Origin of the sequence: Streptomyces guryensis, from assembly GCF_021261325.1 — a bacterium.
Classification (GTDB): domain Bacteria; phylum Actinomycetota; class Actinomycetes; order Streptomycetales; family Streptomycetaceae; genus Streptomyces; species Streptomyces guryensis.
Genome location: NZ_JAJSBI010000023.1, coordinates 30,971 through 53,240, shown reverse-complemented (window position 1 = coordinate 53,240; position 22,270 = coordinate 30,971). Strand labels below are relative to the sequence as shown.

General features: G+C 69.6%; 18 protein-coding genes. 15 read left to right on the top strand and 3 right to left on the bottom strand.

All coding sequences use genetic code 11. From position 1 onward, the window contains the following. Window positions 1–24: 24 nt before the first annotated feature. Window positions 25–996 (bottom strand): LysR family transcriptional regulator, encoded by a 972-nt coding sequence (locus LJ657_RS34815; protein WP_232652902.1) that lies wholly within the window; start codon window positions 994–996, stop codon window positions 25–27. 111 nt (window positions 997–1,107) lie between these two features. Here LJ657_RS34815 and LJ657_RS34810 point away from each other — a divergent pair, with 111 nt between their 5' ends. The 5 genes from LJ657_RS34810 to LJ657_RS34790 all read left to right on the top strand — a co-directional run bounded on the left by LJ657_RS34810 (window position 1,108) and on the right by LJ657_RS34790 (window position 5,802). Continuing rightward, window positions 1,108–2,193 carry an S-(hydroxymethyl)mycothiol dehydrogenase gene (locus LJ657_RS34810; RefSeq protein WP_232652901.1) on the top strand — a complete coding sequence of 362 codons (1,086 nt, stop codon included), beginning with the start codon at window positions 1,108–1,110 and terminating at the stop codon, window positions 2,191–2,193. After that, window positions 2,193–2,822 (top strand): MBL fold metallo-hydrolase, encoded by a 630-nt coding sequence (locus LJ657_RS34805; protein WP_232652900.1) that lies wholly within the window; start codon window positions 2,193–2,195, stop codon window positions 2,820–2,822. Before LJ657_RS34810 ends, LJ657_RS34805 begins: the two co-directional genes overlap by 1 nt. Window positions 2,823–3,021: 199 nt before the next feature. After that, window positions 3,022–3,384: a bifunctional 3-phenylpropionate/cinnamic acid dioxygenase ferredoxin subunit gene (locus tag LJ657_RS34800; protein WP_232652899.1), complete on the top strand. Its 363-nt coding sequence runs from the start codon at window positions 3,022–3,024 to the stop codon at window positions 3,382–3,384. Next, window positions 3,381–4,541: an NAD(P)/FAD-dependent oxidoreductase gene (locus tag LJ657_RS34795; RefSeq protein WP_232652898.1), complete on the top strand. Its 1,161-nt coding sequence runs from the start codon at window positions 3,381–3,383 to the stop codon at window positions 4,539–4,541. Before LJ657_RS34800 ends, LJ657_RS34795 begins: the two co-directional genes overlap by 4 nt. Window positions 4,542–4,671: 130 nt before the next feature. Then, window positions 4,672–5,802 carry an aromatic ring-hydroxylating oxygenase subunit alpha gene (locus tag LJ657_RS34790; protein WP_232652897.1) on the top strand — a complete coding sequence of 377 codons (1,131 nt, stop codon included), beginning with the start codon at window positions 4,672–4,674 and terminating at the stop codon, window positions 5,800–5,802. 1 nt (window position 5,803) lies between these two features. Here the strand turns inward: LJ657_RS34790 and LJ657_RS34785 are convergent, their stop codons facing one another. Next, complete coding sequence (locus LJ657_RS34785; protein WP_232653007.1) at window positions 5,804–6,550, bottom strand: IclR family transcriptional regulator; 747 nt, start codon at window positions 6,548–6,550, stop codon at window positions 5,804–5,806. 202 nt (window positions 6,551–6,752) lie between these two features. Here LJ657_RS34785 and betA point away from each other — a divergent pair, with 202 nt between their 5' ends. Both betA and LJ657_RS34775 read left to right on the top strand, forming a co-directional pair. Then, on the top strand, window positions 6,753–8,420 hold the full coding sequence (gene betA / locus LJ657_RS34780) for a choline dehydrogenase (protein WP_232652896.1): 1,668 nt from the start codon (window positions 6,753–6,755) through the stop codon (window positions 8,418–8,420). 3 nt (window positions 8,421–8,423) lie between these two features. Continuing rightward, a complete protein-coding gene (locus tag LJ657_RS34775; RefSeq protein WP_232652895.1) occupies window positions 8,424–9,260 on the top strand; it encodes a methylenetetrahydrofolate reductase in 837 nt (278 codons plus the stop codon). Window positions 9,261–9,427: 167 nt separating this feature from the next. On the opposite strand, the gene purU is transcribed toward LJ657_RS34775, so the two are convergent. Continuing rightward, complete coding sequence (gene purU / locus LJ657_RS34770) at window positions 9,428–10,300, bottom strand: formyltetrahydrofolate deformylase (protein ID WP_232652894.1); 873 nt, start codon at window positions 10,298–10,300, stop codon at window positions 9,428–9,430. Window positions 10,301–10,518: 218 nt separating this feature from the next. Between purU and LJ657_RS34765 the strand changes: the two genes are divergently transcribed. The 8 genes from LJ657_RS34765 to LJ657_RS34730 all read left to right on the top strand — a co-directional run bounded on the left by LJ657_RS34765 (window position 10,519) and on the right by LJ657_RS34730 (window position 22,258). Further along, window positions 10,519–11,988, top strand: a complete 1,470-nt coding sequence (locus tag LJ657_RS34765; RefSeq protein ID WP_232652893.1) for an aldehyde dehydrogenase family protein — start codon at window positions 10,519–10,521, stop codon at window positions 11,986–11,988. A gap of 20 nt (window positions 11,989–12,008) precedes the next feature. Continuing rightward, window positions 12,009–13,097 (top strand): quaternary amine ABC transporter ATP-binding protein, encoded by a 1,089-nt coding sequence (locus tag LJ657_RS34760; RefSeq protein ID WP_232652892.1) that lies wholly within the window; start codon window positions 12,009–12,011, stop codon window positions 13,095–13,097. After that, window positions 13,097–15,097 carry an ABC transporter permease gene (locus LJ657_RS34755; RefSeq protein WP_232652891.1) on the top strand — a complete coding sequence of 667 codons (2,001 nt, stop codon included), beginning with the start codon at window positions 13,097–13,099 and terminating at the stop codon, window positions 15,095–15,097. The genes LJ657_RS34760 and LJ657_RS34755 overlap by 1 nt, the downstream gene beginning before the upstream one ends. Window positions 15,098–15,110: 13 nt before the next feature. Then, window positions 15,111–16,073, top strand: a complete 963-nt coding sequence (locus tag LJ657_RS34750) for an ABC transporter substrate-binding protein (RefSeq protein ID WP_232652890.1) — start codon at window positions 15,111–15,113, stop codon at window positions 16,071–16,073. A 230-nt stretch (window positions 16,074–16,303) separates the two neighbouring features. Next, the gene (locus LJ657_RS34745) at window positions 16,304–18,742 is read left to right on the top strand and encodes a GcvT family protein (protein WP_232652889.1); all 2,439 of its coding nucleotides are present in this window, start codon (window positions 16,304–16,306) and stop codon (window positions 18,740–18,742) included. 143 nt (window positions 18,743–18,885) lie between these two features. Continuing rightward, window positions 18,886–19,746 (top strand): bifunctional methylenetetrahydrofolate dehydrogenase/methenyltetrahydrofolate cyclohydrolase, encoded by an 861-nt coding sequence (locus tag LJ657_RS34740; protein ID WP_232652888.1) that lies wholly within the window; start codon window positions 18,886–18,888, stop codon window positions 19,744–19,746. Next, the gene (gene glyA / locus LJ657_RS34735) at window positions 19,743–21,029 is read left to right on the top strand and encodes a serine hydroxymethyltransferase (RefSeq protein WP_232652887.1); all 1,287 of its coding nucleotides are present in this window, start codon (window positions 19,743–19,745) and stop codon (window positions 21,027–21,029) included. The genes LJ657_RS34740 and glyA overlap by 4 nt, the downstream gene beginning before the upstream one ends. Continuing rightward, on the top strand, window positions 21,026–22,258 hold the full coding sequence (locus LJ657_RS34730; protein WP_232652886.1) for a sarcosine oxidase subunit beta family protein: 1,233 nt from the start codon (window positions 21,026–21,028) through the stop codon (window positions 22,256–22,258). The genes glyA and LJ657_RS34730 overlap by 4 nt, the downstream gene beginning before the upstream one ends. Window positions 22,259–22,270: the final 12 nt, after the last annotated feature.

The window sequence follows — 22,270 nt, the reverse complement described above, 5'->3', positions numbered from 1 at the left end:
GAAGGCGGTAGAAAGCTTCTATGCCTAAAGGTTCTCTACCTGCGGAGGCGGCGGGGCGGGGGAGGATGCCAGGTCCACGAACGCCTGGGCCGCGGGCGACAGCGGGCCCGAGCGCCAGACCAGCCGTCCGTGGCGCAGCAGTCGTGGACGGTTGGAGAGCATGCGGGCCCCGCGGAGTGCTGCGTCCTGGGCCATGGAGGTGGGCAGCAGGGACGCGCCGACGCCGGAGAGGACAAGCGGCACGATCATCGCCCGGTGCGCGGTCTCCACCACGATCCGCGGCGCAACGCCGAGCGCGGTGCACACGTCGTCCAGCGCCGCACGGGTTTCGGTGCCCGGCGGGGTCACGATCAGGTCCAGCGCGGCGAGTTCGCGCGAGGTGATGGTGGGGCCGGCCGGATGCGGGTGGTCCGGGGGCAGGACGACATGCATCTCCTGTGCCGGCAGGTCGATGCTGCTCAGGTCCGCCGTGGGCACCGAGGCGTCCACCAGGCCGAGCTCGCACCGGCCGGCCGCGACCATGAGGGCCACGGCGGCTCCCCGCTCCGGATCGACCACGCGCACGGAGACCTTGGGATGCGCGCGGTGAAAGCGTCCCAGCAGGCCGGCGAGCGGATCGACCGACAGGGTCGTCTGCGAAACGATGTCGAGCCGGCCGCCGCTGAGTCCGAGGACCTCGCGGACCAGCGCGCCGGCCGTGGACAGATCCCGCAGCACCTGCTGCGCCGGTTGAACCAGCGCCTCACCCGCCGCGGTGAGTACGACGCCGTGCGGCAGCCGGTGAAAAAGGCTGCCGCCGAATTCTCGCTCCAGCGCCCGGATCGCATGCGACAGGGAGGGTTGTGCGACATGGAGTGCAATGGCCGCGGCTGTGAATCCGCCGTGTTCGACAACGGCGATGAAGTATTCCAGCTGGCGTCGTTCCATCGGCTCTCCGTAAATTCCGGGCAACGCTATCACCGGTCGGGCGGCGACGGCGCCGGTCGAACGGCGCATCCGAGACCTTGACCCCCGGTCGGCGCTCCACGATGCTGTGTTGCGGCACATGAGATGTGTGCCGCATTGAGCAACTTCTGACTCAGATCTCGTACCATCCGAGGAGTGGCCATGACGCACCAGGTCCGTGGAGTCGTCGCGCGGGGCAAGGGCGCCCCCGTCAGCCTGGAGACGATCATCGTGCCCGACCCCGGACCGGGCGAGGCGCTGGTGAAGGTCGAGGCCTGCGGGGTCTGCCACACCGATCTGCACTACCGCGAGGGCGGCATCAACGACGACTTCCCCTTTCTGCTCGGCCACGAGGCCGCGGGCGTGGTGGAGTCGGTGGGGGAGGGTGTCACCGACGTCGCCCCCGGTGACTTCGTGATCCTCAACTGGCGTGCCGTGTGCGGGCAGTGCCGGGCCTGTCTGCGCGGGCGGCCGTGGTACTGCTTCAACACCCACAACGCCAAGCAGAAGATGACCCTGGAGGACGGCACCGAGCTGTCCCCGGCGCTGGGCATCGGTGCGTTCGCGGAGAAGACGCTGGTCGCGGCGGGGCAGTGCACCAAGGTCGACCGGTCCGCGTCCGCGGCCGCCGTCGGACTGCTGGGCTGCGGCGTGATGGCGGGCATCGGTGCCGCGATCAACACCGGCAACGTCGGCCGCGGCGACAGCGTGGCGGTCATCGGCTGCGGTGGCGTCGGCGACGCCGCGATCATGGGGTCGAACCTGGCGGGCGCCGCGAAGATCATCGCGGTGGACCTGGACGACCGGAAGCTGGAGACCGCCCGCCGGCTGGGCGCGACCCACACCGTCAACTCCAAGGAGACCGACCCCGTCGAGGCGATCCGCGAGCTGACCGGCGGCCACGGCGCCGACGTCGTCATCGAGGCGGTCGGCCGCCCGGAGACGTACAAGCAGGCCTTCTACGCCCGCGACCTCGCCGGCACGGTCGTCCTGGTCGGTGTGCCCACCCCGGAGATGAAGCTGGAGCTGCCGCTGCTGGACGTCTTCGGCCGCGGCGGCGCGCTGAAGTCGAGCTGGTACGGCGACTGCCTGCCCTCCCGCGACTTCCCGATGCTCGTCGACCTCTATCTGCAGGGCCGTCTGAACCTGGACGCCTTCGTCACCGAGACCATCGCCCTGGACGAGGTGGAGAAGGCATTCGAGCGGATGCACGGCGGCGACGTCCTGCGCTCGGTGGTGGTGCTCTGATGGCCGCCCGCATCGAGCATCTCGTCACCTCGGGCACGTTCTCGCTGGACGGCGGCACCTGGGACGTCGACAACAACGTGTGGATCGTCGGCGACGACCGCGAGGTCATCGTGATCGACGCGGCCCATGACGCCGGGGTGATCGCCGAGGCCGTCGGCGGCCGGACCCTGCGGGCCGTCGTGTGCACCCACGCCCACAACGACCACATCGACGCCGCCCCCGACCTCGCGGCCCGTACCGGCGGCCCGGTTCTCCTCCACCCCGACGACCTGCCGCTGTGGAAGCAGACCCACCCGGAGCGGGCGCCCGACGCCGAACTGGCCGACGGTCAGGTCCTGACGGTGGCGGGCGTCGACCTGACCGTGCTGCACACGCCCGGCCATGCCCCCGGAGCGGTCTGTCTGTATGCTCCGGCGCTCGGCGCGCTGTTCAGCGGTGACACGCTCTTCGCCGGCGGGCCAGGGGCCACGGGAAGGTCGTACAGCCACTTCCCGACCATCATCGACTCCATCCGGGAACGGCTGCTGTCCCTGCCCGGCGACACCGTCGTGCACACCGGCCACGGGGACACGACCACTATCGGCGCGGAGGCCCCGCACCTGCAGGACTGGATCGTGCGCGGTCGCTGACCTGCTGACCTGCTCGAAGGCACTGATTCCGGTGTCGGCCCCTGCCCTGAGATTGTTGCTTATCGCGCCCCAAGTTGCGCGAAAAGCAACATCTGGCAGGGGTCATCAGGGCCTCTGAACTCCTTGACAAGGGTTCAGGGCGACCCCAGACTGATGTTGCGCTTACCGCAATCCGTTTCGTTATACGCACCGAGGTGTCATGATGATTCCCGTGTGCCGTCTCGTGGATCTTCCGCGAGGTGAGGCCTTCCGGCTCGACATCGATCCGCCGGTCTCGGTGTTCCATACCGACGACGGCGAGGTCTTCGCCATCGACGACACCTGCACCCACCAGGACGCCTCGCTCGCCGACGGCTGGCTGGAGGGCTGCGAGGTGGAATGCCCGCTGCACGCTTCGAAGTTCGACCTGCGAACCGGCGCCGTCGACGCCCCGCCGGCCAAGCTGCCGGTGCGGACGCACGAGGTCGTGGTCGAGGACGGCATGATCTACGTCCAGGTGTCGACCGACGCTCCCAATCTGCCGCCCTGCATCGCCTCCCGCCTGGCCGGGGGTCCCGCGTGAGGACGGTCGCCGTGGTCGGCGCCTCGCTGGCCGGGCTGTCGGCGGCGCGCTCACTGCGCAAGCAGGGCTACGACGGGCGGCTCGTCGTCATCGGCGACGAGACCCACCGTCCGTACGACAGGCCCCCGTTGTCCAAGGAGTTCCTGGCCGGCACGATCGGCGAGGCCGACCTCGTGCTGGAGACGGACGACGAGGACCTGCGGGCCGAGTGGCTGCTCGGCGCCCGCGCCACCGGACTCGACCGCATGCGGCGCGCCCTGCGGCTCGCAGACGGCAGTGAGCTCCGGGCCGACGGCATCGTCATCGCGACCGGCGCAGCCGCGCGCACTCTGCCCGGCGCCGAGGGCCTTTCCGGAGTGCACACCCTGCGCACCCTGGACGACGCCCGCGCCCTGCGCGACGAACTCGGCCGCGGCGGGCGGCTGGTGGTGATCGGTGGCGGCTTCATCGGCGCCGAGGTCGCCTCCACCGCCTACGCCCTCGGGCTCGACGTGACGGTGATCGAGGCGGCACCGACGCCCCTCGCCGGCCCGCTGGGCGAGCGGATGGGCGCCATCGTCTCCGCGCTCCATGCGGATCACGGCGTACGGCTGTTGTGCGGCGTGGGCGTCAAGGGGCTCAGCGGTGAGCGTCAGGTCGACGCGGTGCTGCTGGAGGACGGCCGCAGCGTCCCCGCCGACATCGTCGTCGTCGGCGTGGGTGCGCGCCCGTGCGTCGAGTGGCTGGAAGGCTCCGGCCTGGCGCTCGACAACGGCGTGAAGTGCGGAGCGGACGGCCGCACCAGCCTGGCCGGCGTGGTCGCGGTCGGCGACTGCGCCAACTGGTACGACCCCCGGGCAGGCGCCCATCGCCGCGTCGAGCACTGGACGGGTGCGCGCGAGCGCCCGGACGCCGCCATCGCCACGTTGCTGGCGGGCGGCGCGGTGGAGCCGGGTGTGCCCCGGCCGCCGTACTTCTGGTCCGACCAGTACGGCGTGAAGATCCAGTTCGCCGGTCATGCGGCCGGCGCCGACAGCGTGACGGTCGAGGAAGGCGCTGCGGACGACCGCGACGTCCTGGCCGTCTACCGGCGTGCCGGACAGCCGGTCGCCGTGCTCGGGATGAACCAGCCGCGGCTGTTCACCCGCTGGCGCAAGCAGCTGAGCGTTTCGCTGTGAGTGCCGTGATGTGTCGTCTTTCTTCTGCGGCGCCATTTTGGCTGGTCGCGCCCACGGGGCGGAGCCCCGTATCAGTACAGCCCCCGCCACTGTGGGGCGCCCCTACCACGACGTCCCCGAGGAGTGCACCGTGACCTCGACCAGCCTGCCGGACAGCCTGATCGCCACCCTTCCCGGCTCCTCCTACACGGATCCGGCGATCTTCGCCCAGGAGCAGGAGCGCATATTCGAGACCATGTGGTTCTGCGTCGCACGCTCCTCCGAGCTGGCCAAGCCCGGCGCCTTCCGCACCGTCGACGTCGGCCGCGAGAGCATCCTCGTCACCCGCGCCCGTGACAACTCGATCCGTGCGTACTTCAACGTGTGCCGGCACCGCGGCGCGAAGCTGTGCACGGAGGAGTCCGGCGAGGTCAAGCGGGCGTTCCAGTGCCCGTACCACGCCTGGACGTACGACCTGAACGGCAAGCTGGTCGCCGCGCCCAACCTCACCAAGATGCCCGACGTCGGCCGCACCGAGTACGGCCTGGTGAACGTGGCCGTGCGCGAATGGCTCGGCTACGTCTGGGTGTGCCTGGCGGAGAACCCGCCCTCCTTCGAGGAGGACGTCATCGGCGAGGTGATCTCCCGCCTCGGCGACGTGGAGTCGATCGAGCACTACGACATCGACAACCTCTCCGTCGGCAAGCGGATCGTCTATGACGTCAAGGCGAACTGGAAGCTCATCATCGAGAACTTCATGGAGTGCTACCACTGCGCCACGATCCACCCCGAACTCACCGAGGTGCTCCCCGAGTTCGCCGACGGATACGCGGCGCAGTACTACGTCGGGCACGGCGCCGAGTTCGGTGAGGAGGTGCAGGGCTTCACCGTCGACGGGTCCGAGGGCCTGGACCGTATCCCGGGGGTCGCCGACGACCAGGACCGCCGCTACTACGCGATCACGGTCAGGCCGCAGGTCTTCATCAACCTCGTCCCCGACCATGTGATCTTCCACCGGATGTACCCGGTGGCCGTCGACCGCACCATCGTCGAGTGCGACTGGCTCTACCTCCCGCACGTCGTCGAGAGCGGCAAGGACGTCAGCCGGTCCGTGGAGCTCTTCGACCGCGTCAACCGCCAGGACTTCGACGCGTGCGAGCGCACACAGCCCGGCATGAGCTCCCGGATGTACGCCAAGGGAGGCGTGCTGGTGCCCAGCGAGCACCACATCGGAGCCTTCCACGACTGGGTCAACGAGCGTCTGGGCCTCTCCCAGGGGTGACTCAGCCCAGGTAGCCCATGCGGTGACTGATCTCCTCCGCACCCTTGATCAGCACGGGCGCGAGCTCGCGCATCCGCTCCTCCGTGAAGCGGTACGAGGGCCCGGAGGCGGTGACCGCCGCGATGACCTCGCCGTCCCGGTCCAGGACCGGGGCGGCCATGGCGTGCAGACCGATCTCCAGCTCCTCCATGGTCCAGGCGTAGCCCGCCTCCCGCGCCTCGGCGAGATGCTTCTCCAGCTTCGCCTTCGCGGTGATGGTGTGCGGAGTCACCTTCTTCAGACCCGCCTCGGCCAGCAGCGCGGCGCGCTCCTTGGCGGGCAGGTATGCGAGCAGGACCTTGCCGCTCGACGTCGCGTGCAGCGGGGTCAGCTGACCGACCCAGTTGTGCGCGGTGACCGCTCCGGGGCCGCGCACCTGGTACAGGTTGATCGCGTAGTGCTCCTGCAGCACCGCGATGTTCACCGTCTCACCGATCTCCTCGGCGAGCCGCTCGCAGACCGGGCGGCCCTGCTGGGTGATGTCGATGCGTCCCGTCACCGCGCCGGCCAGGCGTACGATGCCGAAGCCGAGCCGGTACTTGCCGCGCTCGCCCGCCTGCTCCACCAGACCGCGCGCCTCCAGGGCGCCGAGCAGGCGGAAGGCGGTGGACTTGTGAACATCGATCTCGGCGGCCACCTCGCTGACTCCTGCCTCGCCGCGCTGCGCGAGGATCTCCAGGACGCTGATGGCTCGGTCGACCGACTGCACTCCGCCGGCCTGCGAATTTGACGTTTCGGTGCCTTGGCTGTGGTTGCTCACTCCGAAACTATACGCGCAGTAAACAACGCCACTGCAAGTAACCGTGGCGCAATGAACACCCCGTAAGTTGCGTGGCTCGCAACCTAGTGCGTATAGCGCTACTGGTACTAGCATGCCTCGCGTATCTACGGCGCGAGCGAGACGAGGCACCATGGCTCCCCAATACGACTTCGTCATCGTCGGCGGCGGTTCGGCCGGCAGTGCACTGGCGAACAGACTCTCAGCCGATCCGGCGAACAAGGTGCTGGTCCTGGAGGCAGGCCGCTCCGACTACCCCTGGGACGTCTTCATCCACATGCCCGCGGCACTGACGTACCCGATCGGCAGCCGCTTCTACGACTGGAAGTACGAGTCCGAGCCCGAGCCCCACATGGGCGGCCGGCGCATCTACCACGCGCGCGGCAAGGTGCTCGGCGGCTCCAGCAGCATCAACGGCATGATCTTCCAGCGCGGCAACCCCATGGACTACGAGCGCTGGGCGGCCGACCCCGGCATGGAGACCTGGGACTACGCGCACTGTCTGCCCTACTTCCGGCGGATGGAGAACTGCCTGGCCGCCGACCCGGACGACGAGTTCCGCGGCCACGACGGCCCGCTCGTCCTGGAGCGCGGCCCGGCCACCAACCCCCTCTTCGGCGCCTTCCTCAAGGCCACCCAGGAGGCGGGCTACGCCCCCACCGAGGACGTCAACGGCTACCGGCAGGAGGGCTTCGCCAAGTTCGACCGCAACGTCCACCGCGGACGCCGTCTTTCGGCCTCGAAGGCGTACCTCAAGCCCGCCAGGAAGCGGCCCAACCTCACCGTCACGACCCGCGCCCTGGTCACCCGCGTCCTCTTCGAGGGCAAGAAGGCCGTCGGCGTCGAGTACCAGCGCGGCAAGGGCGCCAAGCAGCAGGTGCGCGCCAAGGAAGTCATCCTGTGCGGCGGCGCGATCAACTCCCCGCAGCTGCTGCAGCTGTCCGGCGTCGGCAACGCGGAGGAGCTGCGCGCCCTCGGCATCGACGTCGTGCACGATCTGCCGGGCGTCGGCGAGAACATGCAGGACCACCTGGAGGTGTACATCCAGTACGCCTGCAAGCAGCCCGTCTCGATGCAGCCGTATCTGGCCAAGTGGCGTGCCCCCTTCATCGGCCTGCAGTGGCTGTTCCGCAAGGGCCCGGCGTCCACGAACCACTTCGAGGCCGGCGGCTTCGCCCGCAGCAACCAGGACGTGGACTACCCCAACCTGATGTTCCACTTTTTGCCCATCGCGGTCCGCTACGACGGCTCCGTGCCCGCCGGCGGCCACGGCTACCAGGTCCACGTCGGCCCCATGTACTCCGACGCCATCGGCTCCGTGAAGATCAAGAGCAAGGACCCGCGCGAACACCCGGCGCTGCGCTTCAACTACCTCTCCACCGAGCAGGACCGCAGGGAGTGGGTCGAGGCGATCCGCGTCGCCCGCAAGCTCCTCAACCAGCCCGCTCTCGCGCCGTACAACAACGGCGAGGTCTCGCCCGGCCCGTCCGTGGAGACGGACGAGGAGATCCTGGACTGGGTCGCCAAGGACGGCGAGACCGCGCTGCACCCCTCCTGCACCTGCAAGATGGGCACCGACGAGATGTCCGTCGTCGACCCCGCCAGCATGCGGGTGCACGGCGTGGAGGGCCTGCGGGTCGTCGACGCGTCGGTGATGCCGTACGTCACCAACGGCAACATCTACGCCCCGGTGATGATGGTCGCCGAGAAGGCCGCCGACCTGATCCTCGGCAAGGAGCCGCTGGCCCCCTCGAAGGCCGCGTACTACCGCCACCGCGACGCCCAGAAGCAGGCCGGGTAGGCCTTGGACGCCACCGGGCTGAGGGCGCTGCTGGACAGCGTCCGCTACGAGGTGCTGCCCGCGAAGGCCACCGAGGACAAGGTCCTCGCCCATGTCCCGCGCGACGTCGTGGTCACGGTCACGGCGTCGCCGGTCAAGGGCCTGGAGCCGACCCTCGACCTGACGGACCGGCTCGCGGCGCACGGCTACCGCGTCGTGCCGCACGTGCCCGCACGGCTGCTGCGGGACGAGGTGCATCTGAAGGAGGTCGCCGAGCGGCTGCGCGCGGCGGGCGTGGACGACGTCTTCGTGCCGGCGGGCGACGCGGACCCGCCGGCCGGGGCCTACGACGGGGCCCTGCCGGTGCTGCGCAGGCTCGGCGAGCTGGGTGACCCCTTCGCCCACGTGGGCATCACCGGCTACCCCGAGAGCCACCCTCTCCTCCACGACGACATCACCATCCAGGCGATGTGGGACAAGCGCGCCCATGCCACGTACATCGTCAGCAACCTCTGCTTCGATCCGCGCGTGCTGGGGGACTGGATCGCCCGGATACGGCGGCGGGACGTCGCCCTGCCCGTGTACGTGGGTGTCGCCGGGCCCGTGCAGCGGACCAAGCTGCTGGCGATGGCGACGAAGATCGGGGTGGGGGAGTCGACGCGGTTCCTGACGAAGCACGCGTCGTGGTTCCTGCGGTTCGCTGCCCCGGGGGGCTATTCACCGCAGCGGCTGCTGGAGCGCAGTGAGGGGGCCCTCACGGCGCCTTCGGCGGGGGTGGCCGGGCTGCACCTGTTCACGTTCAACCAGATCGCGGAGACGGAGGCGTGGCGCTGCGCGCTGCTGGAGCGGCTCGGGGGTTGAGGGGGGTGCAGTGGGCGTGCTGGGGGCTGCTGCCCCCAGGCCCCCGCTTCGGCCTGAACGGCCTCGTCCTCGAACGCCGGACGGGCTGGGTGCAGCAGGCCGGCGGCTGTATACGAACGGTGGGCGGAGCTGGAAGTCCAGCTCCGCCCACCGCCGTGTCGTACCGCTCAGCGGAAGACCACCGTGCGGTTGCCGTCCACCATCACGCGGCTCTCGCTGTGCCACTTCACCGCGTGCGCGAGCACCTGGGCCTCCACGTCCCGGCCGACCGTGACCAGCTCGCCGGGGTCGAGGGAGTGGTCCACGCGGACCACGTCCTGCTCGATGATCTGGCCTTCGTCCAGGTCCGAGGTCACGTAGTGCGCCGTCGCGCCGACGAGCTTCACTCCGCGGTCGTAGGCCTGGACGTACGGGCGCGCGCCCTTGAAGCTGGGCAGGAAGGAGTGGTGGATGTTGATGGCGCGGCCTTCCAGCTGCTTGCACAGGTCGTCGGAGAGGACCTGCATGTAGCGTGCGAGCACCACGAGGTCGACGTCCAGCTCGCCCACCAGTTCCAGCAGCCGCGCCTCCGCCTCCGGCTTGGTCTCCCTGGTCACCGGGATGTGGTGGAAGGGGATGCCGTAGGTCTCCGCCAGGCCCTCGAAGTCCCGGTGGTTGGAGACGATCGCGGGGATCTCGATGTTGAGGGCGCCGGTGCGGCGCCGGAAGAGCAGGTCGTTCAGGCAGTGGCCGAACTTGGACACCATGATCAGCGTCCGGGTCGGGGTCGAGGCGTCCCACAGCTTCCAGGAGATGCGGTAGGCCTCGGCGACCGGACCGAACCTGTAACGCAGGGTTTCCAGATCCGCGTTTGGATCGGAAACGTCGAAGTGGACCCTCATGAAGAAACGGCCCTGGAGTCGATCATCGAACTGCTGGCTCTCCAGGATGTTGCCGGAGTTCCTGACGAGGAAGCCGCTCACGGCATGGACCAGTCCCGCGCTGTCGGGACACGAGAGGGTGAGGACGAACTCACGGCCAGGTTGCGGGCGAGGGGACATGTGCGGCCTCCATCGGTGCGTATTGCACAACAAGGTGAGCGATACGCAACATGGTCAGCCCGGTGGGCTCCTCGGTCAAGAGAGGAAGGGGCATTGGGCCCCTTGCGAAATCGTCATCCGCCAACCTCTTGACGTCTGTCTGGTCATTCGTCAGGGTGTTCCACCACAAGCAATTGAATGCACGATGCGCAACGAATTTCAGTTGAAAGGCTTGGCGCGTGGCAGATCTGTATGTGGACGGAGAGTGGCGCGAGCCGGTGGCCGGCGGGCGCCGCGAAATCCGCTGCCCCGCCGACGGCACCCTCTCGGCGACCGTGGCGGAAGGGACGCGTCCCGACACGGAGGCGGCGATCGCCGCGGCCCGCCGGGCCTTCGACGAGGGCCCCTGGCCCCGCACCCCCGAGCGTGAGCGCGGCGCACTGCTGCTGCGCACCGCCGACATCCTCGAGCGCGACGCCAAGGAATTCGCCCGCGCCGAGTCGCTGGACACCGGCAAGCGGCTGGTGGAGAGCGAGTACGACATCGCCGACGTCGTCTCCTGCTTCCGCTTCTACGGCGGGATCGGCGGCACCGACGCCGGACGGGTGATCGACACCGGCCGCGACGACGCCGTCAGCCGGGTCGTGTACGAGCCGGTCGGCGTGTGCGGACTGATCACCCCCTGGAACTACCCGCTGCTGCAGGCCAGTTGGAAGGTCGCCCCGGCGCTCCTCGCCGGCAACACGATCGTTCTGAAGCCCAGCGAGCTCACCCCCTCCACCTCCATTCTGCTGATGAAGGCGCTGGAGGAGGCCGGGCTCCCGGCCGGCGCCGCCAACCTCGTCCTGGGCACCGGCCCGGAGGTGGGCGCCCCGCTGTCCGAGGACCCGCGCGTCGACATGGTCTCCTTCACCGGAGGCCTGGAGACCGGCAAGCGGATCATGGCCACCGCCGCCGCCACCGTGAAGAAGGTGGCGCTGGAGCTCGGCGGCAAGAACCCCAATGTCGTCTTCGCCGACGCCGACTTCGAGACGGCCGTCGACTTCGCCCTCACCGCGGTCTTCCTGCACTCCGGGCAGGTCTGCTCGGCCGGCGCCCGGCTGATCGTCGAGGACTCGCTGCACGACCGCTTCGTCGACGAGGTCGTCAGCCGCGCCCGGCAGATCCGCCTGGGCGGGCCCTTCGACGCCGACGCCGAGACCGGAGCGCTGATCTCCGCCCAGCACCTGGCGAAGGTCGAGGCGTACGTCGCCGCGGGCATCGCCGAGGGCGCCGTACTGCGCTGCGGCGGGAAGCGGCCCGCCGACCCCGGCCTGGCCGGCGGCCACTACTACCCGCCGACCGTGCTCGACGCGTGCACGCAGGACATGCGGGTGGTGCACGAGGAGTCCTTCGGACCCGTGCTGACCATCGAACGCTTCACCGACGAGGACGATGCCGTACGCATCGCCAACGACACCGAGTACGGACTCGCCGGCGCCGTCTGGACGCAGGATGCCGGCAAGGCCCAGCGCGTCGCCCGGCGGCTGCGCCACGGCACGGTGTGGATCAACGACTACCACCCCTACGTGCCGCAAGCGGAATGGGGTGGCTTCGGGCACTCGGGCACGGGCCGGGAGCTGGGGCCGACCGGCCTGGACGAGTACCGAGAGCCCAAACACATCTGGCAGAACATCCATCCCCGGCCGCAGCGCTGGTTTAGCGGCTGAATGCCGAAAAGAGGTCGATCGTGACCCCAACACAGACCGAGGTGGCGCACCGAAGCGGCACGCCCCAGGACTCGGAGGACACTCCGGTCATATCCGTGCGCCGGCTGTGGAAGGTGTTCGGGCCGAAGGCCGAGCGGGTGCCGGACTCCGAGGAGCTGTGCGGCCTGACCCGCCGCGAGCTCATGGACCGCACCGGCTGCACCGCCGCCGTACGCGACGTGAACTTCGACGTCCGCAAGGGCGAGGTCTTCGTCGTCATGGGCCTGTCCGGCTCCGGCAAGTCCACCCTCGTACGATGTCTGACCCGGCTGATCGAGCCCACCTCGGGCGAGGTCGTCTTCGAGGGCCAGGACATCCGCGAGGCGGACGCGGCCCGGCTGCGCGACCTGCGCCGCCGCAAGTTCTCCATGGTCTTCCAGCACTTCGGGCTGCTGCCCCACCGCCGGGTCGTGGACAACGTGTCCTTCGGCCTGGAGATCCGGGGCATGAGCAAGGCGGAGCGCACCAGGCGGGCCATGGAGGTCGTCGAGCTGGTCGGCCTGGCCGGCTACGAGAACTCCTACCCCGACCAGCTCTCCGGCGGTATGCAGCAGCGCGTCGGCCTCGCCCGTGCGCTGGCCGGAGACCCGGACGTGCTCTTCTTCGACGAGCCGTTCTCCGCGCTCGACCCGCTGATCCGCCGCGACATGCAGAACGAGGTCATCCGGCTGCACCACGAGGTCGGCAAGACGATGGTGTTCATCACCCACGACCTCTCCGAGGCGCTGAAGCTGGGCGACCGCATCCTGATCATGCGCGACGGCAAGATGGTCCAGTGCGGCACCGGCGACGAACTGGTCGGTGCCCCTGCCGACGACTACGTCCGCGAGTTCGTCAAGGACGTGCCGCGCGGCGACGTCCTCACCCTGCGCTGGATCATGCGGGCGCCGGAGGACGGCGACGCGCTGGACGGCCCCGAGCTCGGCCCGGACGTCGTGGTGAAGGAGGCCACCCGGGCGGTGCTCGCGGCCGACAAGCCGATCAAGGTCGTCGAGGACGGCAAGCTGCTCGGCATCGTCGGTGACGAGGAGATCCTCGCGGTGGTCGCCGGGCAGGAAGGCGGCGCGTGATGACCGTCGCCATCGAGAAACCCGAGCAGACGGAGACAGCCGAACCGGCCGCTCCCGTCAAGGCGGCCCGCAGGATCAGCCGGCCCATGGTGCTCGGCGCGATCGTGGTCGTCTGGCTCGTGCTGTTCGCCGTACTGCGCGGCAAGCAGACGCTGACGCTGGCGGCGGCCGACCTGACCGATCTGCACCGGTGGATCAATGACTTCAACGACTCCATCGGCGCCAACCGCAACTCCAACCCGCTCTTCCTGTACTTCTTCAACGAGATCCGGCTGGTCATCGACAACCTGGTGACCTTCATCCAGCACCTGATCTCGCAGCCGTCCGGGGCCCGCCCGGTCCCGGAGATCGGCTGGCTCGGTGTCGTCGGCATCGCCGGCTACGTCTCCTGGGCCGTGGGCAACTGGCGGGTCGCGCTGCTGGCCGTGGCCGGGTTCACCTTCTTCGGGCTGCAGGGACTGTGGCAGGAGAGCATGGACACCCTCTCCCTCACCCTCTCCGCGGTGTTCGTGGCGCTGCTGTTCGCGATCCCGATCGGGGTGTGGGCGGGGCTGTCGGACCGGTTCAACCGGATCGCCACGCCCTTCCTGGACTTCATGCAGACGATGCCGACCTTCGTCTACCTGGCACCGCTGACCCTGTTCTTCCTCATCGGCGGTGCCTCCGCCACCATCGCCACCGTGATCTACGCGGCCCCACCGACGATCCGCATCACCGCGCACGCCATCCGCAACGTCTCCAAGACGACGGTCGAGGCGGCCGACTCCCTCGGCGCCACCCGCCGCCAGTCGCTGCTGAAGGTCCTGCTGCCGATGTCCAAGCGGACCGTGGTGATGGGCGTCAACCAGACCATCATGGCCGCCCTGGCCATGGTGACCATCGCGGCCCTGATCAACGCCCCCGGGCTCGGCCCGGTCGTCCTCCAGGCGCTGCAGTCGCTCGACGTCGGCACCGCCTTCAACGCGGGCCTCGCCATCGTCGTCATGGCGATCGTCCTGGACCGGGTCACCACCGCGGCCGCCGCCCGTGAGGAGAACGCGCGCAACGCCAAGCACGACTTCGCGAAGTGGCGGAGGCCCCTGCTGGGTGCCGGTGCCGCCGTCACGGCGGTCCTGATCTATCTGTCGCACACCTACCTGTGGGCGGCCGACTTCCCCGGTGACGGCACCGTCGGCAGCCACATCGCGAGCGCGGCGGACAGTGCCACCAACTGGGCGCAGGACAGCCTCTCGGGCCTCACCAACACCATCCGTGACGTCATCACCAACGGCCTGCTCAACCCGTTCCAGACGCTGGTCACCGACTCCCCGTGGTGGCTCGTCGGCGCGGTGCTGGTCGCGCTGGGCGTGGTGCTCGGCGGCTGGAAGTCCGGGGTCACCACGGCCGTGTGCGTGGGCCTGCTGGTCGGCACCGGTCTGTGGTCGGACGCCATGACGACGCTGGCCTCGACGCTCGTCGCGACGGTGCTGGTGATGGTGCTCGGCATCGTCTTCGGGGTGTGGATGGGCCGCAGCATGATGGTGGACCGGCTGATCCGGCCCACATTGGACGCGGCCCAGGTCATGCCGCCCTTCGTCTACCTCGTGCCGTTCCTCGCGCTGTTCGGCCCCACGCGCTTCACGGCCATCGTCGCCGCGATCGTCTACGGGGCCCCGGTCGCCATGAAGATCATCGCGGACGGGATCCGGGCCGTGCCCGAGACCACCGTGGAGGCGGCCACCTCCGCCGGGTGCAACACCTGGCAGATCATCACCAAGGTTCAACTGCCGATGTCACGCAGTGCCCTGACGCTTGCGACCAACCAGGGCCTGATCTACGTGCTGTCGATGGTTGTTGTGGGCGGCCTGGTAGGTGCGGGCGCCCTCGGCTACGACGTCGTGGCCGGTTTCTCACGGGGGGAGCTGTACGGGAAGGGGCTTGCCGCGGGTCTGGCCATTGTCCTTCTCGGAGTCATGTTCGACCGGATCACTCAGGCCGCGGCGCGCCGCGCCACCGCTTAAGGAGCACGACACCATGGCAAGACACTGGCGAGCCGGCGCGGCCGGCCTGGCCGTCCTCGGCCTCACCCTCACCGCGTGCGGCGGGGCGAAGGTCGGAGACAGCTCCTCCGCGGGCTCGGGAAGCTCGGGCAAGTGCGGCACCTTCAACCTGGCCGTCAACCCGTGGGTGGGCTACGAGGCCGACGCGGCGGTCGTCGCGTACGTCGCCCAGCACAACCTCGGCTGTACGGTCAGCAAGAAGAACCTCAAGGAAGAGATCGCCTGGCAGGGCTTCGGCTCCGGCGAGGTCGACGCGGTCCTGGAGAACTGGGGCCACGCCGACCTGGTGAAGAAGTACATCAGCGGCCAGAAGACCGCCGTGGACGCCGGCCCGACCGGCAACAAAGGCATCATCGGCTGGTACGTGCCGCCGTGGCTGGCCAAGGCGCACCCCGACATCCTCGACTGGAAGAACCTCAACAAGTACGCGTCGAAGTTCCAGACCTCCGAGTCGGGCGGCAAGGGCCAGCTCCTGGACGGCGACCCGTCGTACGTCACCAACGACGCGGCGCTGGTCAAGAACCTCAAGCTGGACTTCAAGGTGGTGTACGCGGGCAGCGAGACGGCGCTGATCCAGGCCTTCCGCACCGCCGAGAAGAACAAGCAGTGGGTGATCGGCTACTTCTACGAGCCGCAGTGGTTCCTCTCCGAGGTCCCGCTGAAGAAGGTCGCCCTGCCCGCCTACAAGACGGGCTGTGACACCGACACGGCGAAGGTCGCCTGCGACTATCCGGTCTACAACCTGAACAAGGTCGTCAGCGCGAAGTTCGCCAAGTCCGGCAGCCCCGCCTACAACCTGGTGAAGAACTTCAGCTGGACGAACGACGACCAGAACGAGGTCGCCAAGTACATCGCCCAGGACAAGATGACGGACGACGCGGCGGCCAAGAAGTGGGTCGAGGCCAACAAGGACAAGGTGGACGCCTGGATCAAGTAGCCCGGCCCCACGGCCGGACTCGGCGGACGGTCGAACATGCCCGGCGGGCGGCGTGCACTGGTGTGCGCCGCCCGCCGGGCATTGTCGTGCTCCGGGCGGGTGTTCCGGCCCGTTTTCCGACGTCACGGACCCCTTGACACCCCCTCCCGCGACAGGCACGCTGAGTTGCGCAACCTGAAGCACGTTGCGCAGAAAGCAACTCAACGGTTTTGATTTTCGGAGGTGCGGCGATGGCGGGACCCCGAGTGGTGATCATCGGAGCGGGCGTCGTGGGAGCGGCCCTCGCGGACGAGATCTCCGCACGAGGCTGGACCGAAGTGACCGTGGTCGACCAGGGCCCGCTCCCCGCGACCGGGGGCTCCTCGTCGCACGCCCCGGGCCTGGTCTTCCAGACGAACTCCTCCAAGACCATGACCGAGCTGGCCCGCTACACGGTCGAGAAGTTCTGCTCCCTCGACGTCGACGGCAAGCCCTGCTTCCTGCAGGTCGGCGGCCTCGAAGTGGCGACCACCCCGGAGCGCCTCGCGGAACTGCACCGCCGCCACGGCTGGATCACCGCCTGGGGCATCGAGGCCCGGCTGCTGACCACCGACGAGTGCCTCGAACAGCACCCGCTGGTCAACCGGGACAAGGTCCTCGGCGGCCTCCTCGTCCCCACGGACGGCCTGGCCAAGGCGGTCCTCGCCGTAGAGGCGCAGATCCGCCGCGCGACCGAGCGCGGCGTGACCTTCCTGGCCCGCCACGAGGTCCTGGACGTCCAGCAGGCCGACGGCCGCGTCACCGGCGTCCTCACCGACCAGGGTGAGATCGCGGCCGACATCGTCGTGTGCTGCGCCGGCATCTGGGGTCCGAAGATCGCCCGCATGGCCGGCATGAACCTCCCGCTGACCCCGCTCGCCCATCAGCTCGCCTGGACCGGGCCGGTCCCGGCGCTCGCGGGCCAGACCGAGGAGGCGGTCCGCCCGATCCTGCGCCACCAGGACGCGGACCTCTACTACCGCGACCGCTTCGACGGCATCGGCATCGGCTACTACGGCCACCGCCCGATGCCGATCACCGCCGACGAGATCCTCTCCTTCGACGAGGCCGCGCCCATGCCGTCGGTCCTGAAGTTCACCGAGGAGGACTTCGAGCCCGCCTGGGCCGAGACCCAGTCGCTGCTCCCCGCGACGCAGGAGGCCAAGGTCGAGGAGGGCATCAACGGCCTGTTCTCCTTCACCACCGACAACTTCCCGCTGCTCGGCGAGTCGACGGACGTCAAGGGCTTCTGGGTCGCCGAGGCCGTGTGGGTCACCCACTCCGCGGGCGTCGGCCGGGCGATGGCCGAATGGCTGGTCGACGGCTACTGCTCCTCCTTCGACCTGCACGAGTGCGACGTCAACCGCTTCGAGCCGCACCAGCTGTCCCCGGAGTACGTCCTGGCCCGCGACTGCCAGAACTTCGTCGAGGTCTACGACATCCTCCACCCCCTCCAGCCGTCCGGGAAGCCGCGCCCGATCCGCACCAGCCCCTTCCACGCCCGCCAGCAGGAGCACGGCGCCTTCTTCCTGGAGGCGAACGGCTGGGAGCGCCCGCAGTGGTACGAGGCCAACGCGTCCCTGGCCGAAGGCCGCAACATCCCGACCCCGGGCGACTGGGCGGCGCAGTTCTGGTCGCCCATCGTCGGCGCGGAGGCGCAGGCCACCCGCGAGACCGTGGCGATGTACGACATGACGGCCCTCAAGCGCCTGGAGGTCAGCGGCCCCGGCGCCGCCGACTTCCTGGAGAAGCTGGTCACCGGCAAGGTCGCCAAGTCCGTCGGCTCGGTGACGTACACCCTCCTGCTCGACCACGACGGCGGCATCCGCAGCGACGTCACCGTCGCCCGCCTGGCCCGGGACCTCTTCCAGGTCGGCGCCAACGGCAATCTGGACCTCGACTGGTTCACCCGCCACCTCCCCGCCGACGGCACCGTCCAGGTCCGCGACACCACCCCCGGCACCTGCTGCATCGGCCTGTGGGGCCCGCTGGCCCGCAAGGTCCTGCAGCCGCTGACGGACGAGGACTTCTCCAACGACGGCCTCAAGTACTTCCGCGCCAAGCGCGCCTACATCGGCTCGGTGCCGGTGACCGCGATGCGCCTGTCGTACGTCGGTGAACTCGGCTGGGAGCTGTACACCACCGCCGACCAGGGGCAGAAGCTCTGGGACACCCTGTGGCAGGCCGCCAGGCCGCTCGGCGGCGTCATCGCCGGCCGCGGCGCCTTCAACAGCCTCCGCCTGGAGAAGGGGTATCGGTCCTTCGGCACCGACATGACCTATGAGCACGACCCCTACGAGGCCGGCGTCGGGTTCGCCGTGAAGCTCGACAAGGGGGACTTCATCGGCAAGGCAGCGCTTGAGCGCCGCAAGGAGAACGTGCGGCGCAAGTTGACCTGCCTCACCATCGACGACCCGCAGTCCGTCGTCCTCGGCAAGGAGCCGGTGTTCGACGGTGAGCGGGCGGTCGGATACGTCACGAGTGCCGCGTACGGCTACACGATCGGCAAGGGCATCGCGTATGCGTGGCTGCCGGCCGAGGTTGCCGTGCCCGGCAACACGCTGCACATCGGCTACTTCGATGAGCGCATCGAAGCGGTCGTCGCCGAGGAGCCGTTGTTCGACCCGACGATGTCCCGGCTTCGTGGGTGAGTGGTTCGTGGTGCCGCGATTGGTCGTCGGTCGGCTGCGGGTTCGTTGTGGCTGGTCGCGCCCCGCGGCGGAGCCGCTGACCGAAACAGTCCCGCGCCCCTTGGGGGCGCTGCAGCTGAGCCCTGTTGGAAGGAGCACCGTCGGTGACCGCAGAACTGCTTGACGGCAAAGCCACCGCTGCCGCCATTCGGCGTGAACTCGCCGAGCGCGTCGCCAAGTTGACCGCCACCGGCGGGCGGCCGCCCGGGCTCGGTACCGTCCTCGTCGGCGACGACCCCGGCAGTCATGCCTACGTCGGCGGGAAGCACCGGGACTGTGCGCAGGTCGGGATCGCGTCCATCCGCCGTGATCTGCCCGCGGACGCGACGCAGCAGCAGGTCGAGGACGTCATCGACGAACTCAACGCCGACCCGGCCTGCACCGGCTACATCGTCCAGCTCCCGCTGCCGCGGCACCTGGACGCCAACGCCGTGCTGGCCCGTATGGACCCCGCCAAGGACGCCGACGGACTGCACCCCGTCAACCTCGGCCGGCTCGTCCTGGGCACCGAGGCGCCACTGCCGTGCACCCCGCGTGGCATCGTCGAACTGCTCCGCCGCTACGAGGTACCCCTCGCGGGCGCCCGGGTGTGTGTGATCGGTCGCGGGATCACGGTCGGACGGCCCATCGGCCTGCTTCTGACCCGCCGTTCCGAGAACGCCACCGTCACCCTCTGCCACACCGGCACCAAGGGCCTGTCCTGGCACGTGCGCGAGGCGGACATCGTCATCGCGGCGGCCGGCTCGCCCGGACTGATCACCAAGGACATGCTGCGCCCCGGCGCGGCCGTCCTGGACGTCGGCATCACCCGCACCGAGAACGGGCTGGTCGGCGACATCCACCCGGAGGCCGCCGAGGTCGCCGGCTGGCTCGCGCCGATGCCCGGGGGCGTGGGCCCCATGACCCGCGCGATGTTGCTGGCCAACGTCGTCGAGGCCGCCGAGAGGAACGCGAACGCCGTATGAACGCGCTGAACACCCCCCTGGCGGAGCTGGACCCCGAGGTCCACGCCGCCCTCGCTGCCGAACTCCACCGTCAGCAGTCCACCCTCGAAATGATCGCCTCCGAGAACTTCGCGCCCACCGCCGTGATGGAGGCGCAGGGCTCGGTCGCGACCAACAAGTACGCCGAGGGCTACCCCGGCCGCCGCTACTACGGCGGCTGCGAACACGTCGACGTCACCGAGCGGCTGGCGATCGAGCGCATCAAGTCGCTCTTCGGGGCGGGCTACGCCAACGTCCAGCCGCACTCGGGCGCCCAGGCCAACACGGCCGTCTTCTTCGCGCTGCTCCAGCCCGGCGACACCATCCTCGGCCTCGACCTCGCGCACGGCGGCCACCTCACCCATGGCATGCGCATCAACTACAGCGGCAAGATGCTGAACGTGGTGCCGTACCACGTGTCCGAGGCGGACAACCTGATCGACATGGACGAGGTCGAGCAGCTCGCCAAGGAACACCGCCCCAAGATGATCATCGCGGGCTGGTCGGCGTACCCCAGGCAGCTGGACTTCGCGGCCTTCCGCCGGATCGCCGACGAGGTCGGCGCCCTGTTGATGGTGGACATGGCGCACTTCGCGGGCCTGGTGGCCGCCGGACTGCACCCGAACCCGGTCCCGCACGCCCACGTCACCACCACGACCACCCACAAGACGCTCGGCGGCCCGCGCGGCGGAGTCATCCTCACCAACGAGGCCGACCTCGCCAAGAAGATCAACTCGGCGGTGTTCCCCGGCATGCAGGGCGGCCCCCTGGAGCACGTCATCGCCGCGAAGGCGGTCTCCTTCAAGGTCGCCGCGTCCCCGGAGTTCGCCGAACGCCAGGCCCGCACGCTGGCCGGCTCCCGCATCCTGGCCGAGCGCCTCACGCAGCCCGACGCGGCTGCCGCAGGCGTGAAGGTGCTCACCGGCGGTACGGACGTCCACCTGGTCCTGGTCGACCTGCGGCAATCGCCGCTGGACGGCCGCCAGGCGGAGGACCTCCTCCACGAGATCGGCATCACCGTCAACCGCAACGCCGTCCCCTTCGACCCCCGCCCGCCGATGGTCACCTCGGGCCTGCGCATCGGCACCCCGGCACTGGCCACCCGCGGCTTCACGGAGGAGGACTTCGCCGAGGTGGCGGATGTGATCGCCCTCGCCCTCCAGCCGGAGCCGGACGTCACCGCCCTGCGCGCCCGCACCGAGGCCCTGGCCGCCAGGCACCCGCTCTACCCGCACCTTTCCGGTACTTCAGGAGACGCCCGATGAGCCCCACCACCCCCGGCGCCGACCTCCCCGACCACCCGGACTTCCTCTGGCGCACGCCCGAGCCGAAGCGCTCGTACGACGTCGTGATCGTGGGCGGCGGCGGCCACGGCCTGGCCACCGCCCACTACCTGGCCAGGAACCACGGCATCACCAACGTCGCCGTACTGGAGAAGGGCTGGCTCGCGGGCGGCAACATGGCCCGCAACACCACGATCATCCGCTCCAACTACCTGTGGGACGAGAGCGCCGGCATCTACGAGCACGCCCTCAAACTGTGGGAGGGCCTGGACGAGGAGCTGGACTACCCGATCCTCTTCTCGCAGCGCGGTGTCCTCAACCTCGCCCACAGCCTCCAGGACGTCCGCGACAGCGTCCGCCGTGTCGAGGCGAACCGCCTCAACGGCGTCGACGCCGAGTGGCTCGACGCCGAGCAGGTCAAAGAGGTCTGCCCGATCGTCAACATCTCACCCGACGTGCGCTACCCGGTCCTCGGCGCCACCTACCAGCCCCGCGCAGGCATCGCCAAGCACGACTACGTGGCCTGGGGCTTCGCCCGCTCCGCGGACGCGGCAGGCATCGACATCATCCAGAACTGCGAGGTCACGGGCCTGGACGTGGTCGGCGGCCGGGTCGTGGGCGTCCAGACCAACCTGGGCCCGATCGCGGCCGGCAAGGTGGCCCTGTGCTCCGCGGGCCACACCTCGGTGCTCGCCGCCATGGCGGGCATCGACCTCCCGGTCCAGAGCCACCCGCTTCAGGCTCTGGTCTCGGAGCTCCTGGAGCCGGTGCACCCCACCGTGGTGATGTCCAACGCCGTCCACGTGTACGTCAGCCAGGCGCACAAGGGCGAGCTGGTGATGGGCGCGGGCATCGACGCGTACAACTCCTACACCCAGCGCGGCGCGTTCCACATCATCGAGGAGCAGATGGCGGCGGCCCTGGAGCTCTTCCCGGTCTTCGCCCGTGCGCATGTGCTCCGCACCTGGGGAGGCATCGTCGACGTCAGCCCCGACGCCTCGCCGATCGTCGGCCTCAGCCCCGTCGACAACCTCTACCTCAACTGCGGCTGGGGCACGGGCGGCTTCAAGGCCACCCCGGGCGTCGGCTGGGTCTACGCCCACACCATCGCCCACGACACCCCGCACGCCCTCAACGCCCCCTTCTCGCTCGACCGTTTCACCACCGGCGCGCTCGTCGACGAGCACGGCGCTGCCGCGGTGGCCCACTAGGGAGCCCGAACC